Raw genomic sequence first — 13,494 nt, forward strand, 5'->3', positions numbered from 1 at the left:
CGCGTTGACACCGCCCTCGCCCTCCCTGCCGCACCCTTGCGCCGATGACCGTCCCTTCCGATCCCGCAACCGCTCCGTCCATCCCGGTCTGGAAGCGGCTGCTTACCATCTTCGTTCCCCTGCTGATCCTGGCCCTGGCCCTGCATGGCCTGGCCGGCGAGTTCGACGAACATGGCTACCGCGCCATCCGCCAGGCGTTCCATGCACTCAGCGCAACGCAGATCGCACTGACCGTGACGCTGGGCCTGGCCAGTTATGCCTGCCTGATCGGCTTCGATGCCATCGGCCTGCGACGCAGCGGCATCCGCGTGCATCCCGCGCGCATCGGCATCACCGCGTTTCTCGCCCACACCCTGGGCCAGACCGTCGGCTTTGCGGCCTTGACCGGCGGCGCGGTGCGCCTGCGGGGCTATCGCGGTGCCGGGCTGGATCTGGCCCAGATCGGCCAGGTCGTGCTGATGAGCACGCTCGGTTTCATGTTCGGTGCATGGCTGTTGATCGGCCTGGCGTTATGCCTGGAACCCTCAGCGGCGGCGCTGGCGCTGCCGTTGGATTCCGGCGCCGTGCGCGCGGTCGGCATTGCCGCCCTGCTCGCCTATCTGGCCACGGTGCTGCTGGTCGGCCGCAGCGGACGCCAGTTCCGTGTGTTCGGCCACGCCCTGTGGCTGCCCGACCGGCTGACCATGCTCGGCGTCACCGCGCTCAGCGTGATCGAACTGGTGCTGGCCAGCGCAGCGTTTTACGTGCTGCTTCCGGACTCCACGCCCACCGGGCTTCCCGGCTTCGTCGGCCTGTACCTGGTGGCGGTGCTGGCAGGCCTGGTCTCGACCGTTCCGGCCGGCCTGGGCGTGTTCGAGTGGAGCCTGCTCAAGCTGCTGCCGCAGGTGGCACCGGCGGCGGTGCTGGCGGCCGCGCTGATCTACCGCGTCACCTACTACGTCCTGCCGCTGCTGCTGGCCACCGTGCTCGCGCTTGCGCCTGCACTGCGGCGACCGCTGCGGGCCAGCGCCGGCGCCACCCGCGCCGGCTGGAACGCGCTGCGCCCCTGGCTGCCGCAGATCATCGCGCTGGCGGCTTTCAGCATCGGCGCCGCCCTGGTCATCGATGGCACCTTGCCGACCCCGCGTCGCCATCTGCTCAATGCATCGCTGCCGATCCTGGAAACATCGCACCTGATCGGCAGTCTTGGCGGTGTCGCCCTGCTGCTGATCGGCCAGGGCCTGGCCCGGCGCAGCCACGCCGCTTGGATGCTGGCGATGGCGGTCTGCGTGATCACGCCGCTGCCGCTGTGGCTGCGCGGCGGTCAACCGTTGATCGCGGTATCGGCCGTACTGGTCGCGATGGCACTGTGGGCCGCACGCCGTGAGTTCTACCGCCAGGGTGCGCTGCTGGATGAGGCATGGTCGTGGCCATGGTTGCGCAACCTGGGGCTGGTCCTGGTCGCGGTCACCTGGCTGCTGTTCTTCACGTACAGCCATGTCGAGTACCAGAACGAACTCTGGTGGCAGTTCGCACTGTCCGGCAACGCACCGCGTGCGCTGCGTGCGCTGCTGGTGGTAGCCATCGCCCTGGTGATGTTCGGCCTCGCCCGCCTGCTGCACAGCACGCGCAGCCCGCTGCCGGCCGCTGACGAAGCCACGCTGCAGGCGTTGGCACCGGTGCTGGCCAGCGCCACCGACACCCAGGCCTGCCTGGTGCTGACCGCCGACAAGGCAGTGCTGCGCGACGATGCCCGGCAGGGCTTCGTGATGATGCAGCGCTACGGCGGCTCGTTGATCGCGATGGGTGATCCGGTCGGCCCGCCGGAGGTCGCACGTGCGTTGATCTGGCGTTTCCGTGAGGAAGCCGACCGCCTCGGCCTGCGCCCGGTGTTCTACCAGGTGGGCGAAGCCTACTGGCAGACCTATCTGGATCTCGGCCTGGGCCTGGTCAAGCTGGGCGAGGAAGCGATCGTGCCGCTGCACGACTTCGGTCTGGAAGGCCGCGAACGCGCCGACCTGCGCCAGGCATGGAACCGGGGCAAGCGCAGTGGCCTGTCGTTCCGGGTGGCGCCGGTGGAAGAGGTCCCCAGCCTGCTGCCGCGCCTGCATGCGATCTCCAATGCCTGGCTGGAAGACAAGTCCGGTGACGAGAAAGGATTCTCGCTGGGCAGCTTCGATCCCGATTACCTGGTGCGGTTCCCGGTCGCGCTGGTCGAGGCCGAAGGTCGGATCGTCGCCTTCGCCAACCTGTGGCAGGCGCCAGCCGGTGCCGAGCTGTCGGTGGACCTGATGCGGCACGTCAGCGACGCGCCGAAAGGCACGATGGATTTCCTGTTCATCGAACTGTTCCTGTGGGGACGGGCCCAGGGCCATGCGCGTTTCTCGCTGGGCATGGCGCCCCTGTCCGGACTGGCCCAGCATCGCCTGGCAGGCCGCTGGAATCGTCTTGCCGGCCTGCTGGCACGGCATGGTGAGCGCTTCTATGGCTTCAGTGGCCTGCGCCGCTTCAAGTCGAAGTTCGATCCGCAGTGGCGCCCGCGCTACCTGGCGGCGCCCGGTGGCATGCACCTGCCGGCAGCCCTGCTGGACGCCACCCGCCTGATTTCGCTGGATCCACGCCGCGGCTGAGCCACCCGACCGCCGGGCATGGCCCGGCGCTGCTCCTGCAGGCGTGTGCTGATTACGCGCCGCCCTTGAGGATGACCTCGGCCAGACGATCGTAGTCGCCACCGAAATGGTGGTCGCCAGGCAACCGGATCCTGCGCACGCCCTCGTTCGCAGGCAGGTCCGGACACAGCGCGTCCTCATCCTTGTCGCCATAGACGCACAGGGTCTTGGCCGCCGGCAGCCTGGCCACTTCCGGCGCGATCGGCAGGCCATCGCCGCCACCGCCCAGCCAGTTGCTGACATGGAACTCGAAATCGGCCTTCCGCCCCACGGAGAGCAGCACGATGCGCTCGAGTGCTTCGCGGCTGCCGGCATCGAGCCGGTTGATGGTGGCCGGCAGCACGTCGGCGCCCTGCGAGAAGCCGATCAGCATCACCTTGTCGCGCCGCCATTGCTGGCGGTAGTGGTCGATGATCTTCTGCAGGTCAGCGGCAAACCCCTCCGGCGTGCGTTCGCTCCAGAAATAACGCAGCGAATCGATGCCCACCACGGCCACGCCGTGTTCGGCCAGCGACGAGGCCACGTCCTTGTCCAGTCCCGCCCAGCCGCCATCACCGGAGACGAAGATCGCCAGCGTATCGCCGTCACCGTGCGCGGGGACTTCCACCACGGGCAGGCCCTTCAACGCCGCCGGCGGCGGTGCCAGGCTGATGCCGGCCTGCGCACCGATCACCCGCGCGGCAGCCACCAGTCCCGGCGTGGCATCGCCGCGGGCGCTGCGCTTGAATCCGCGCGCCATCGCGACCTGCTGCACGAACGGACCCGCTCCCTGGCCCCTGCAGCCCATATCGCCGATGGCATTCAACCAGGGAAAGTTCAGTTCGGCCGGTTGCAGCCGCCCCTCCTTGACGCCGTCTCCGCAGACCATGCGTTCGTGGGCATGGTCGGGACAGAAGCCGGAGGTCAGCAGGCCGGCGAACACCTGGGTGTCGGCCTGTGCGGCCAGGCTGTAGGCCAGCTCGGCACCCTCACCATCGCCGCCGACCAGCGGCAGGTGATATCCCGGCAGGTGCAGGAACGCCTGCACCCAGCGCGAGAAATTCTCGACGTCGCCAGCACCGAACGAACAGGTGCTGTCGCCTTCGCGTTCAAGCACGCCCCGCAGGTGCGCCACATCCACCGCCGCCACCAGCGCACCGTCGGCACGCAGTGCTTCGATCGGCGCCAGGCTGGCAGCGCCATAGGGACCTTCGTGGAACCAGATCACCACCCGCTGCGGCACTCCCGCCGGCAGATGCACCGGCACCTGCTCGAATCGGCCATGGCTGACCTGCTGCACGGATGCCGCGGCCACCGCCGGCAACGCCGCCAGTGCCATCACCAGTCCCATCGCCCTGCCCAACCCTGCACGCGTCATGTCGCAACCCCAGTGGAATGCGCACACGATACGCCGCCACCGCGTGCACGACACGTACCGGTCACGGCCGTTCGCCGGGCCCGCGGCCAGGGTTCAGGCGCGTGTGCGCGCCAGACCGCGCCGGTACAGGGTGACGGCCAGCCAGAGCAGCCAACCGACGATCACGGCGATCACCAGCTTCTGCCCCAGCCCGCGCGGCGGCCCGTCACGCCAGAGCACATGCAGCCACAGCAACGCGAAGGCCAGCCAGGCCCAGCCCCACAGCAGGGCAGCACTGCGCTGCCAGCCCGGCTCGCGACGCAGGTACCACGCCTGCAGCAGCATGCCGACGCTGGCACACAGGAAGGCCGTGTTGGCAGCCACGCCATGCACCAGCGGCGCCAGCAGCGGCGTCGCCTGCGGCAGCCAGCTGTCGCCGATGGCGACCGTCGCCAGGCCCAGGGCGGACACGGTGAACAGCAGCGGCGCGGCCGCGCTGCGGCGGGGCCCCACGCTGTGACGATAGAGCGCGATGCCGAGCGCGGCGATCGCCACCGCCAGCAGGCAGTAGGCGGCGCGCAGCGCCAGACCCCAGGGACCGTGCAGGTACAGGCTCAGGGTCGCGCGCATCCAATCCAGATCAGCGCGCGCGAACTGCGTCCACAGGGCCGTCGCCACGAACAACAGGAGCGCCACCAGGGCCAGCAGCGCAGCCGGACGCGCTCCGGTCATGGCGTGGCCTCCGGGTGCCGCGCCTTCCATTCGGCCAACGCCTTGCGGTAACGCTGCAGCTCTTCGGCATACAGATCGAGTACGCACAGCGGGCAGCCGCTGCCGCAGCACTCGTTGGGACCAGGTTCTTCCGGTGCGGTTGGCCGGGGATCAGGATCGGGAACGGACACGGTGGGCGGCGCTACCTTGCAGATGCAGGCCGCCAGTGTAACTGCCCCGCTCAGGTGTCCAGCCGGCGGCGCAGGTTCGCGCGTGCCGCGGCATCCAGGCGCTGGTGGAAGAAGTCGCTGAGGAAGATCCGCGGTGCGCGCAGCAGCCCCTGCAGGAAGCGGCGGCGGCCGGCGCGGTACAGGAAACCCGGGACCACCCCCTGGTACTCCTCGGCCACACCACGATCGTAGGCATCGAACACCGGTGCAGGCGCGCCCAGGATCGCCATGTCGCAATCCAGGAACAGCGCCGCTTCGGCGTCGACATCCGCAGGACCGAGTTCGCCATGACGGGCAGTCAGCAGGATCAGCTGCTCGACGCGGGCGGCGTCGATGCCCGCCAGCGCAGGCTCCTGCGCGATGGCCTGCAGGGCCAGTGCCGCCGAGCGTGCCTCGTTGTCCTTGCGCCCCGCCTCGTAGACCGCATCGTGGTAAAGCGCGGCCAGAAAGACCTCGGCGGGCTGCCGCCAACCCGGTCCATCGGCGACGTCCTGGCAGTGCTGCAGCACCGCGCGCACGTGGCCGAAGTGATGGTACGCGCGTGGCGGCGTGGCATATCGGTCCTGCAACGCCTGCCACTGCGCCGGATCGAGCGGGATCGGGGCGAAGTCCATGCCGGCATGATCCTGCCAGACGCCCCGGCCAGCAAGCTGGACAATAATTCACCACGCACTCACAGCCGCCGTCCGGCAAGGGCGGAGCACAGTTGTCCACAGCTTTGCCGAGCGCTGGTCCACATCGCCTGTGGATGACCGCGCCGCCGACCGGCGGTCGATGCACCGGCGCACGGGCAGGACTACACTCGGCGGCAGGCGGATGCGCCCGCCGCTGCCGGGAATTGCCATGCAACGTCCTGCCACCCGATTCCTGCTGCTCGCCCTGCTCGCGCTGGCGGCGCCGGCCGCCGTTGCCCTGGACGGTCCTGCCGCCGCACCGGCCGCTCAGTACCGCCCCGCCCCAGCGAGCGTGCCGACCGCAGACGAAGTGCTGGCGATTCCGCCGGCGCTGCGCGCGATGCTGACCCGACAGGTGATCGCGCGCAGCCACTCGCGCGACCAGCGCCTGCAGGCCCTGGTGGAGATGATCTTCGATCGGCAGGGACTGGATCTGCAGTACGACGCCGACGCGACCTATACCGTCGGCGAAGTCTGGCAGTACCGCCGCGCCAACTGCCTGGCATTCACGCTGCTGTTCGTGTCGCTGGCACGCGAGGCCGGCATCCAGGCCCGGGTGCAGGAAGTCGGCAGCGTGGTGTCCTGGTATCAGGAGCAGGACCAGGGCGTGGTCTACAGCGTCGGCCACGTCAATGCCGGGGTCGACGTCGGCGGCCGCTTCGGCACGGTCGATCTGGACCGCAACGTGCTGTACGACCGCCACGGCCCGCAGCCGATCGACCGTGCCCGTGCGTTGGCGCACTTCTACAACAATCGTGGCGCCGAACGCATGGCCAGCGACGATCTGGATGGTGCCCGGGTGTTCTTCGATGCAGCGGTCGCGCAGGACGCGCGATTCGCACCGGCCTGGAACAACCTGGGCGTGCTGGACAACCGGAAGGGAGACACCGCCGGCGCACGTCGTGCGCTGGAAATGGCACTGCGCCTGGACGGCCGTCAGGATGCGGCACTGAACAACGCCAGTGCGCTTTACCGGCGGTTGGGCCTGGTGGCAGCAGCGCAGCAGCTGGAGCGCCGCCTGCGCGCCGTACAGCGCGAGGATCCGTTTGCCCAGTACATGCTCGGGGCCCGCGCCGAACGCGCGGGCGACCTGGCGGAGGCCATCCGCTGCTACCGCCGGGCGGTGCGCCTGTACGATGCCGCACACCAGTTCCATTTCGGCCTGGCGAGGGTGTACTTCCTCGCCGGCCAGCTGGCCCGCGCCGACAAGGAACTGACACGGGCCCAGGAACTCGGCGGGGCGCCGCAGCAGGCCCGCTACCAGGCCAAGCTGGACAGCCTGGCCCGCTGGCGGGCGCAGCAGCAGGCCAGGCGCTGAGGGCCCGTCAGGCCTTCTTGAGGAAGCAGGTTTTCAGCACCAGCCCCTTGATCTTGTCCGAGTTGCCTTCGATGTGCTCCGCATCGTCCTCGACCAGCCGGATGTTGCGGATCACCGTGCCCTGCTTGAGCGGAATCGAGGAGCCCTTGACCTTCAGGTCCTTGATCACGGTAACGGTGTCGCCGGCCTGCAGGGTGTTGCCGTTGCTGTCACGCACGACCAGCGCCTGCCCCGCGCTCTCCTCGGCGGTCCATTCGAAGCCGCAATCGGCGCAGATCCACAGCGCGCCATCGGCATAGGTGTTTTCCAGGGTGCACTGCGGACAGGCGGGAACGGACGACATTGCAAGTACCTCAAAATGAATCAACGGCCGCCATTGTAACCGCCCGCTCTTTTCACCCGTTCTCCCGCGGCCGCTCCCCCTGCCCGCCCGAGATGGCCGGCAGGCGCTTGCAGCGGACCGCAAACTGCAGCAGAGTGCGCGGCCCTTGTCCGTCCCTGGAATTCCGCATGCGCCTCGGCATCGACTTCGGTACCAGCAATTCTGCCGCCGCCATCGTGCACGAGGGCCGCCTGTTGCCGATCCGCTTCGGCGATGCCGAACAGTTCCGCACCAGCGTCTATTTCCCAGGCGTAGTACCCGATCCGGACGACTTCCAGCCCGATGCCAGCCAACAGCATGCGCTGGAGCAGATGATCGACAGCGCGGCGCGTGCCGCCCGCGCTGCCGGCCAGGAGCGCCCGCCGCAGGCACTGCGCCGCGAAGCATTGCGCGCACTGCGCCGCGAATGGATGGAAGCCCGTGCCCGCGAAGCGCGCAGCGCCAGCGACCTTCTGCAGAACGCGATCTACGGCGATGACGCGCTGGAAGCCTATTTCGAGGAGCATGAAGGCAACCTCGTGCAGAGCCCCAAGTCGATGCTCGGCTACAACCTGCACCCGCGCGCGAAGCAGACCATCACCGGCATTGCCGCGCATATCCTTGAGCACATCCGCCTGACCGCCAGCGCGCAGCTCGGCCAGCCGCTGCGCACCGCCCTGCTCGGCCGCCCCGTGCAGTTCCGCAGCTCGATCGGCGAGGCCGGCAACGCGCAGGCGCTGGACATCCTGCGCGAGGCGGCGGCGCAGGCCGGCTTCGACCGCATCGATTTCCTGGAAGAACCTGCCGCAGCGGCGATGCACTATCACGCCGGAAGCGCGACACGGCACCAGGCCGTGATCGTCGACATCGGCGGTGGCACGACCGACATCGCCCATGCCGAAGTGGGGGGACCAGTACCCCCGCATATCCACCGTGCCTGGGGCATCGCCCGTGGCGGCACCGACATCGACCTGGCCCTGAGCCTGTCCAGCTACATGCCGCTGTTCGGTCGTGGCATCACCCGCGTGCCCGCCCACCACTACGTGGAAGCCGCCACCGTGCAGGACATGACCCGCCAGCGCGACTTCCGCCAGCACAACTACGATGCGGTCGACGCACCCTGGGGCCCGCGCCTGCAGGCACTGCAGGACACCGGCAACACCGCGCGCCTGTACCGTGATGTCGAGCGCGCCAAGATCGCCCTGAGCAGTTCTGCCACGCACCGCAGCACGCTGGACTACATCGGCCGCGACCTGCACGCCGACAGCAGTGCCGAGGGCCTGGCCAGTGCGGCCCATGGCTACCTGGAACAGATCCGCACGCTGCTCGCCCAGGTGCGCAGCGACATCGGCGGCGACCCGGACGCGGTGTTCCTGACCGGTGGCATGTCCCGTGCGGGTTACCTGCGCCAGGCCGTGGCGGAGGCGTTTCCGGGTGCCCGGATGGTCCACGGGGAGCCTTCACTCGGGGTGGTACAAGGCCTGGCGCTGGCCGCAGCCAGCCGGGATTAACAAAACGTTACGCAGGGTTTGCTACCCTCGGTAGGCTTGATCCACAGCTGTACCTTCCATCGGCCCTGCCGGTGTGTGTTCCGGGTGCAGCGCGGCCCGCCACGCGGGTCTTGCGGCCGTGCCTTCCTGGCTCGTTCATGGCCGCGCATCACCCGAGCCGCCATCGAGACCCGCTTTGGGCACCCGCCAGGCCCCTGTGGCCTTACAACCTGACGCCGCACCTGCACCCATCGACTGCCGCCGTTGTGACGCGGTCTGTTGCCGGCTGCCGGTACTGCTGCAGCCCGGCGACCACGTGCCCGGCCAGTTCCTCGCGCGCGACGCCCACGGCCGGGCCGTGATGGCGCGCAACGAGGAAGGCTGGTGCGCGGCGATCGATCCCTATCACCTGCGCTGCACGATCTATTCGCAGCGCCCGGCGATCTGCCGCCAGTTTTCGATGGGCGGCGATGACTGCCGCCGCGAGCGGCAGGATTACCTGCGCCAGGCCGATGCCTGTGCGCTTTCCTCCCCTTCCACCTGACAGGAGCAACCATGCCCCGCAAGGCAAAGACCCCCGCGAAGGCTAACAACAGCATCCGTAGCGAACGCAAGGGTGCAGCCGCCAGTACTGTGGTCAGCAGCGACTCGATCGCGTCTGACCTGGCCGCGTTCCGCAAGGCCGGTGGCAAGATCGAAGTGCTGGGTACGACCTGGGCGCTGAAGAAAGCCAGCTGACCCTCCCTGACCGCGGCGGCGCTGCCGCCGCGGCCTGCCGGTCGATGCTCAGCGGTCCAGTCGGACCCGCACGCTGCCCGAATGCGACTGGATGCGGATATCGCCGTCACCGCCCCCCAGCCGCGTGTCGAGATTGCTGCCCGGCCCATAACGCGGCCGCTCCACCGTGCCGGCATCACTGTTGATCGAGCCGCTGAAGCTGTTCACCGACAGCTGCGCCGATACGGTCCGCGGCAACCGCAGATTGACCGATGCGCTCACCGATTCGACGTTGATGCGGCCCCCCGGCGCCAGACCGGCAGCGGCCAGTTCGATGCTGCCTGACACCGTCTCCACCGCCAGGCGCTGGATGCGCCCCGCATCGACATCCACGCGTCCGGACACGGTCTGCGCACCGATGTCGCCGGACACGCCTCCCCCCGCGTCAATGCGGCCGCTGACGGTGTTCACGTCCAGCCGCGGCGTCTGCAGGCGGGCAGTGACGCTGCCGCTGACCGTGTTGAGCTTGGTGTCGCCGCTGCGGCCTGCCGCGGACAGGCTGCCGCTGACCGTATCGGCCTGCAGCCGACGCACATCGATGCCACTGATGTCCTGGCTCGCACTGACGGTGCTGAGCAGCAGTTCCGCCGAGCGCGGCACGTTCAACACCAGGGTGGCCCCGCCATTGTTGCTGCGGCGTGGATATTCCACCTCCCACCGCACGCGGTTGGCACTCTTCTCCTGACGCAGCTGCAGGCCGTCGCTGAGGCTGCCGGTGAGCTGGACCTCGTTGCGGTCCCAGCCGCGCACGGTGACCTTGCCGGCCACGTTGCTCAGTTCAATCCGGCCACCGGTGGCGAGTGCATGGCGTTCGTCGACGCGCGTGTCGGCCAGTGCCACAGCCGGTACCAGCAGCAGCGCGGCGCAGCAGAAAAGAAGGGGTCGCATCATGGGTCTCCTCAGGTTGTCAGTCCGGCGGCGGCCTGCGCCGCCTGCCGGGTCAGTTCCAGCCGCAGCGCATAGGTGCGCTTGAGCTGTCCAAGCAGGTGCGGCGCACGTGGATCCTGCGCCATCGCCGCGCGGATCTGCTCCGCGCTGCGGTCGAGTTCGTGCAGGGCCGGTTGCCACTCCGCTGCCCCACCCTGCGGCAGGGAGGCCACCGCCTGCTGGTACTGCTCGGTCATCGCTGCGGCCTGCAGCTGCAGCCCGGAAGGCGCCGGCGTGGCCTGCGGCGGCTGCCACCACGGTGCCACCGCGTAGACCGCCAGGCTGGCGGCCAGCGCCGCGCCCACCGGCAGCCACCAGCGCCGTCGCGGACGCGGCGTCATCGCCACCACCGTGCCTGCTGCCGGGAGCGGTCCGGGGGCGGACCCGCGCGGTGGCAGGCTGGCCGACAGCCGCGCCCAGCCGTCCTCCGGAACGCTGCGCTCGCGGGGCAAGGCGCGCAGGCGCGCGAGCAGGTCGTGGTCGTAGTCGGGGTCGTTCATCGTCATGTCATGTCTCCCAGCCGTGCACGCAGCAAGCCACGCGCACGATGCAACTGTGCCTTGGAACTGCCGACAGCCATCTGCAGCTGCTCGGCGATTTCCTGGTGTTTCCAGCCTTCGATGTCGTGCAGCACCAGCACCGCCCGCGCCCGCGGGGGCAGCGTCGCCAGCGCACGTTCCAGGTCGCGCTCCGTGCCGGCGCAGCGGTCATGCACGGCCAGCTCCGGTACACCACCGTCCACGTCATCCAGGCTGTCGTGATCGTGTCCTCCCGCCCGGCCGCGCAGTTCCATCAGCGCGGCATTGACCCCGAGACGATGCAGCCAGGTCGACAGGCTGCTTTCGAAGCGGAACCCGGGCAGTGCCTTCCACGCCTGCAGGAACGCTTCCTGCAGCGCATCCTCCGCACGTGCCTGCTGGCCGCCACACAGCCTCCACAGCACGGCGAACACCCGTGGCGCATGGCGTCGATACAGCAGTTCGTAGGCCGCTGTATCGCCACCGGCTGCCGCCCGTACCAGGGCAGGTTCGTCAACGGAGTCGGAGGCAGCAGGCGGTGCGGGCATGGTGGTGTCGAGCATAGTCCTTGGATGCGCCAGTCCCGCAGAAGGTTTAGATCCGATTCCTGCCAGGCACGATGCAACCTTTTCGGCGGCCGCTGCATCCATGGAGGGTCCTTCGTGAAATACCGTCCGGGAGCCCGCCATGTCCAGCCCATCGTGTGCCGCCCTGCTGGCCGTCGCTGCCTGCGTCGCGCTGCAGGTGCTTGGCCTGTCGCTGCAGCTCCACCCCGAGCGCGGCCGGGCCTGCCTGCAGCAGCAGCGCCAGGAGCTGGTGTGCCTGGCGTGGAGGCCGATGGTCGAATCGCCGGCACGTGCCGGGTAACATCGGCGACCACCACCGCTACCTGCTGTCGCCCCATGATGTTGTCGCTGAAGGATCACCTGCCGGCCTGGACCCATCCCTGGCTGCACAACATGGGCATCGCCCTGCAGATCGCGCTCGTCCTGCTGGCCGCCTGGCTGCTGCGGCTGCTGGCGCGCCGCCTGATCCGCCGATTCGCCGACCACTACACCCTGCCGCCGGAAATGGTGATGGGCGCGCGCCGCATCACCAGTTTCGTGGTCTATTTCAGTGCACTGCTGTACATCCTGAGCCTGCTGGGGGCCTCACCGGCAGTGCTGTGGACGGCATTCACGGGCTTTGCAGCCGTCGGTGCGGTGGCCTTCTTCGCGGCCTGGAGCGTGCTCTCCAACATCTTCTGCACGCTGCTGATCTTCACTACCCGCCCGTTCCGCCTGCATGACTACATCGAGGTGCTGGAGAACGGCGAGAAGCCTGGACTGAAGGGCCGGGTGATCGATGTGAACCTGATCTACACCACGTTGCAGGAGACCGGCGAAGGCCACGAAGGCACGGTGCTGCAGCTGCCGAACAACCTGTTCTTCCAGCGCACCGTACGCCGCTGGCGCGATCCGGCACAGGCGCCGGGCGGCATCCAGGGCGACGGCTGAGCCGCCCACATCAACGCAGCTGGCTGTCTTTGCTGCCGCGACGGTTGTAGCTGCTGTGCGCCTGCTCTTCCTCATCGTGCGCCTGCTGGCAGGCCACGCACAGCCGTACGCCGGGCACGGCGTTGCGCCGCGCCAACGGAATCGGTGCGTCGCATTCCTCGCAGTGCTCCAGACCCGGGCCCTGGCGCAGCTGGCGCCGCGCGCGGGCAATCGCATCGTCTACCGTCGCGTCGATCTGGTCCTGGACCGCGCCATCTCCCGCCCAACCGGTAGCCATGTCCGTCCTCCGCAGGTGTGTGGCCTGATATGGGGACGATACACCCACGGAAAAGGCCGGGCAGTGCCCCGCCCGGCCCGTGCTTCAGCTACCTGTCTGCCCGTGGGGACGCCTGCGGCAGCGGCTTACCAGACCAGATCGTCAGGAATCTGGAACTGCGCGTAATAGGCATCATCTTCGGCGTTGCCGGTGGAGATCTCCTCCGTCGAGCCCGGCTGCCCGTGGTCGACCACGATGGCTTCCGGCGCACGCTCGCGCACCTTTTCCGCCGCAGCACGGGGCAGCAACGCGTAACCCTCGCCCTGGGCGACTATGACCAGCACGCCCACCGACAGCGCCTTGCGCAGCTTGGGGTCGATCAGCAGGGTACGGATCGTGCTGCCATCGCTGAAGCGATACTCGTCCTCGCCCTTATGCGGCACGGCATGGGCAGCGATGATCTGCTTTGCCTGCGCCTTCTGCTCGGCCAGCCTGGCCTGTGCGTTGCGCTCGGCGGCCAGGGCACGATCACGCTCGATCTTCTCGGCGCGGGCGCGTTCAGCCTCACGCTGGACCTCGGCCGACGTCGATTCAGCCTTGCCCTGGCGCGCCTTGGCCTGTTCGCGTGCGGCGGCGCTGGCCTGCGACTTCTTGGCCAGGCCGGCCTTGAGCAATTGTTCCTGCAGCGCGTTGGGCTTTGCCATGGTCGGTGCGTACCGCGTGTAATCTTGGATGCCCCCATTCTACCGACG

Annotated in this window: 17 protein-coding genes; 7 read left to right on the top strand and 10 right to left on the bottom strand. The window is 68.9% G+C overall.

What is annotated here, in order from left to right; all coding sequences use genetic code 11:
- Nucleotides 1-44 precede the first annotated feature (44 nt).
- On the top strand, nt 45-2,609 hold the full coding sequence (gene mprF / locus ACZK08_RS14240) for a bifunctional lysylphosphatidylglycerol flippase/synthetase MprF (RefSeq protein ID WP_065174859.1): 2,565 nt from the start codon (nt 45-47) through the stop codon (nt 2,607-2,609).
- A 52-nt stretch (nt 2,610-2,661) separates the two neighbouring features.
- On the opposite strand, the gene ACZK08_RS14245 is transcribed toward mprF, so the two are convergent.
- From ACZK08_RS14245 to ACZK08_RS14260, 4 genes are all read right to left on the bottom strand, one after another.
- Nucleotides 2,662-4,005, bottom strand: a complete 1,344-nt coding sequence (locus ACZK08_RS14245) for a virulence factor family protein (RefSeq protein ID WP_065181823.1) — start codon at nt 4,003-4,005, stop codon at nt 2,662-2,664.
- 93 nt (nt 4,006-4,098) lie between these two features.
- Nucleotides 4,099-4,716 carry a DUF998 domain-containing protein gene (locus tag ACZK08_RS14250; protein WP_053519940.1) on the bottom strand — a complete coding sequence of 206 codons (618 nt, stop codon included), beginning with the start codon at nt 4,714-4,716 and terminating at the stop codon, nt 4,099-4,101.
- A complete protein-coding gene (locus ACZK08_RS14255; RefSeq protein WP_065174857.1) occupies nt 4,713-4,886 on the bottom strand; it encodes an oxidoreductase-like domain-containing protein in 174 nt (57 codons plus the stop codon). The genes ACZK08_RS14250 and ACZK08_RS14255 overlap by 4 nt, the downstream gene beginning before the upstream one ends.
- A 50-nt stretch (nt 4,887-4,936) precedes the next feature.
- Nucleotides 4,937-5,539: an HD domain-containing protein gene (locus ACZK08_RS14260; RefSeq protein ID WP_065181822.1), complete on the bottom strand. Its 603-nt coding sequence runs from the start codon at nt 5,537-5,539 to the stop codon at nt 4,937-4,939.
- Between the two features lie 229 nt (nt 5,540-5,768).
- Between ACZK08_RS14260 and ACZK08_RS14265 the strand changes: the two genes are divergently transcribed.
- Nucleotides 5,769-6,917: a tetratricopeptide repeat protein gene (locus ACZK08_RS14265; protein WP_065181978.1), complete on the top strand. Its 1,149-nt coding sequence runs from the start codon at nt 5,769-5,771 to the stop codon at nt 6,915-6,917.
- 7 nt (nt 6,918-6,924) lie between these two features.
- On the opposite strand, the gene ACZK08_RS14270 is transcribed toward ACZK08_RS14265, so the two are convergent.
- A complete protein-coding gene (locus tag ACZK08_RS14270; protein ID WP_065181821.1) occupies nt 6,925-7,260 on the bottom strand; it encodes a zinc ribbon domain-containing protein YjdM in 336 nt (111 codons plus the stop codon).
- Nucleotides 7,261-7,427: 167 nt separating this feature from the next.
- Between ACZK08_RS14270 and ACZK08_RS14275 the strand changes: the two genes are divergently transcribed.
- The 3 genes from ACZK08_RS14275 to ACZK08_RS14285 all read left to right on the top strand — a co-directional run bounded on the left by ACZK08_RS14275 (nt 7,428) and on the right by ACZK08_RS14285 (nt 9,506).
- A complete protein-coding gene (locus tag ACZK08_RS14275; RefSeq protein ID WP_065181820.1) occupies nt 7,428-8,789 on the top strand; it encodes an Hsp70 family protein in 1,362 nt (453 codons plus the stop codon).
- A 265-nt stretch (nt 8,790-9,054) separates the two neighbouring features.
- Nucleotides 9,055-9,312 carry a YkgJ family cysteine cluster protein gene (locus tag ACZK08_RS14280; RefSeq protein ID WP_053519949.1) on the top strand — a complete coding sequence of 86 codons (258 nt, stop codon included), beginning with the start codon at nt 9,055-9,057 and terminating at the stop codon, nt 9,310-9,312.
- An 11-nt stretch (nt 9,313-9,323) separates the two neighbouring features.
- Nucleotides 9,324-9,506: a hypothetical protein gene (locus ACZK08_RS14285; RefSeq protein WP_053519936.1), complete on the top strand. Its 183-nt coding sequence runs from the start codon at nt 9,324-9,326 to the stop codon at nt 9,504-9,506.
- Nucleotides 9,507-9,554: 48 nt separating this feature from the next.
- On the opposite strand, the gene ACZK08_RS14290 is transcribed toward ACZK08_RS14285, so the two are convergent.
- From ACZK08_RS14290 to ACZK08_RS14300, 3 genes are read right to left on the bottom strand one after another with little or no spacing between them, the layout of a single operon-like run.
- Complete coding sequence (locus ACZK08_RS14290) at nt 9,555-10,436, bottom strand: DUF4097 family beta strand repeat-containing protein (RefSeq protein ID WP_053519561.1); 882 nt, start codon at nt 10,434-10,436, stop codon at nt 9,555-9,557.
- Nucleotides 10,437-10,444: 8 nt separating this feature from the next.
- A complete protein-coding gene (locus tag ACZK08_RS14295) occupies nt 10,445-10,978 on the bottom strand; it encodes a hypothetical protein (RefSeq protein WP_065181819.1) in 534 nt (177 codons plus the stop codon).
- Nucleotides 10,975-11,553 carry an RNA polymerase sigma factor gene (locus ACZK08_RS14300; RefSeq protein WP_053519559.1) on the bottom strand — a complete coding sequence of 193 codons (579 nt, stop codon included), beginning with the start codon at nt 11,551-11,553 and terminating at the stop codon, nt 10,975-10,977. The genes ACZK08_RS14295 and ACZK08_RS14300 overlap by 4 nt, the downstream gene beginning before the upstream one ends.
- A gap of 124 nt (nt 11,554-11,677) precedes the next feature.
- Here ACZK08_RS14300 and ACZK08_RS14305 point away from each other — a divergent pair, with 124 nt between their 5' ends.
- Together ACZK08_RS14305 and ACZK08_RS14310 are read left to right on the top strand one after the other, a co-directional pair.
- On the top strand, nt 11,678-11,857 hold the full coding sequence (locus ACZK08_RS14305; RefSeq protein ID WP_053519558.1) for a hypothetical protein: 180 nt from the start codon (nt 11,678-11,680) through the stop codon (nt 11,855-11,857).
- A gap of 35 nt (nt 11,858-11,892) precedes the next feature.
- The gene (locus ACZK08_RS14310) at nt 11,893-12,486 is read left to right on the top strand and encodes a mechanosensitive ion channel family protein (RefSeq protein WP_080375333.1); all 594 of its coding nucleotides are present in this window, start codon (nt 11,893-11,895) and stop codon (nt 12,484-12,486) included.
- Nucleotides 12,487-12,496: 10 nt separating this feature from the next.
- Here ACZK08_RS14310 and ACZK08_RS14315 read toward each other — a convergent pair whose 3' ends face one another.
- Together ACZK08_RS14315 and ACZK08_RS14320 are read right to left on the bottom strand one after the other, a co-directional pair.
- Nucleotides 12,497-12,763 (bottom strand): DksA/TraR family C4-type zinc finger protein, encoded by a 267-nt coding sequence (locus tag ACZK08_RS14315; protein WP_053519557.1) that lies wholly within the window; start codon nt 12,761-12,763, stop codon nt 12,497-12,499.
- A 125-nt stretch (nt 12,764-12,888) separates the two neighbouring features.
- Nucleotides 12,889-13,446, bottom strand: coding sequence for a DUF2058 domain-containing protein (locus ACZK08_RS14320; RefSeq protein ID WP_053519556.1), 558 nt, complete (start codon nt 13,444-13,446; stop codon nt 12,889-12,891).
- Nucleotides 13,447-13,494 lie beyond the last annotated feature (48 nt).

It is taken from the genome of Stenotrophomonas sp. 112478_Sma, from assembly GCF_056479905.1.

Excerpts from the sequence above, each read along its gene's own strand:
- mprF (WP_065174859.1), top strand. The coding sequence starts at position 45 with ATGACCGTCCCTTCCGATCCCGCAACCGCTCCGTCCATCCCGGTCTGG.
- ACZK08_RS14245 (WP_065181823.1), bottom strand. The coding sequence starts at position 4,005 with ATGACGCGTGCAGGGTTGGGCAGGGCGATGGGACTGGTGATGGCACTG.
- ACZK08_RS14250 (WP_053519940.1), bottom strand. The coding sequence starts at position 4,716 with ATGACCGGAGCGCGTCCGGCTGCGCTGCTGGCCCTGGTGGCGCTCCTG.
- ACZK08_RS14260 (WP_065181822.1), bottom strand. The coding sequence starts at position 5,539 with ATGGACTTCGCCCCGATCCCGCTCGATCCGGCGCAGTGGCAGGCGTTG.
- ACZK08_RS14265 (WP_065181978.1), top strand. The coding sequence starts at position 5,769 with ATGCAACGTCCTGCCACCCGATTCCTGCTGCTCGCCCTGCTCGCGCTG.
- ACZK08_RS14270 (WP_065181821.1), bottom strand. The coding sequence starts at position 7,260 with ATGTCGTCCGTTCCCGCCTGTCCGCAGTGCACCCTGGAAAACACCTAT.
- ACZK08_RS14275 (WP_065181820.1), top strand. The coding sequence starts at position 7,428 with ATGCGCCTCGGCATCGACTTCGGTACCAGCAATTCTGCCGCCGCCATC.
- ACZK08_RS14285 (WP_053519936.1), top strand. The coding sequence starts at position 9,324 with ATGCCCCGCAAGGCAAAGACCCCCGCGAAGGCTAACAACAGCATCCGT.
- ACZK08_RS14290 (WP_053519561.1), bottom strand. The coding sequence starts at position 10,436 with ATGATGCGACCCCTTCTTTTCTGCTGCGCCGCGCTGCTGCTGGTACCG.
- ACZK08_RS14295 (WP_065181819.1), bottom strand. The coding sequence starts at position 10,978 with ATGACGATGAACGACCCCGACTACGACCACGACCTGCTCGCGCGCCTG.
- ACZK08_RS14300 (WP_053519559.1), bottom strand. The coding sequence starts at position 11,553 with ATGCTCGACACCACCATGCCCGCACCGCCTGCTGCCTCCGACTCCGTT.
- ACZK08_RS14305 (WP_053519558.1), top strand. The coding sequence starts at position 11,678 with ATGTCCAGCCCATCGTGTGCCGCCCTGCTGGCCGTCGCTGCCTGCGTC.
- ACZK08_RS14310 (WP_080375333.1), top strand. The coding sequence starts at position 11,893 with ATGATGTTGTCGCTGAAGGATCACCTGCCGGCCTGGACCCATCCCTGG.
- ACZK08_RS14315 (WP_053519557.1), bottom strand. The coding sequence starts at position 12,763 with ATGGCTACCGGTTGGGCGGGAGATGGCGCGGTCCAGGACCAGATCGAC.
- ACZK08_RS14320 (WP_053519556.1), bottom strand. The coding sequence starts at position 13,446 with ATGGCAAAGCCCAACGCGCTGCAGGAACAATTGCTCAAGGCCGGCCTG.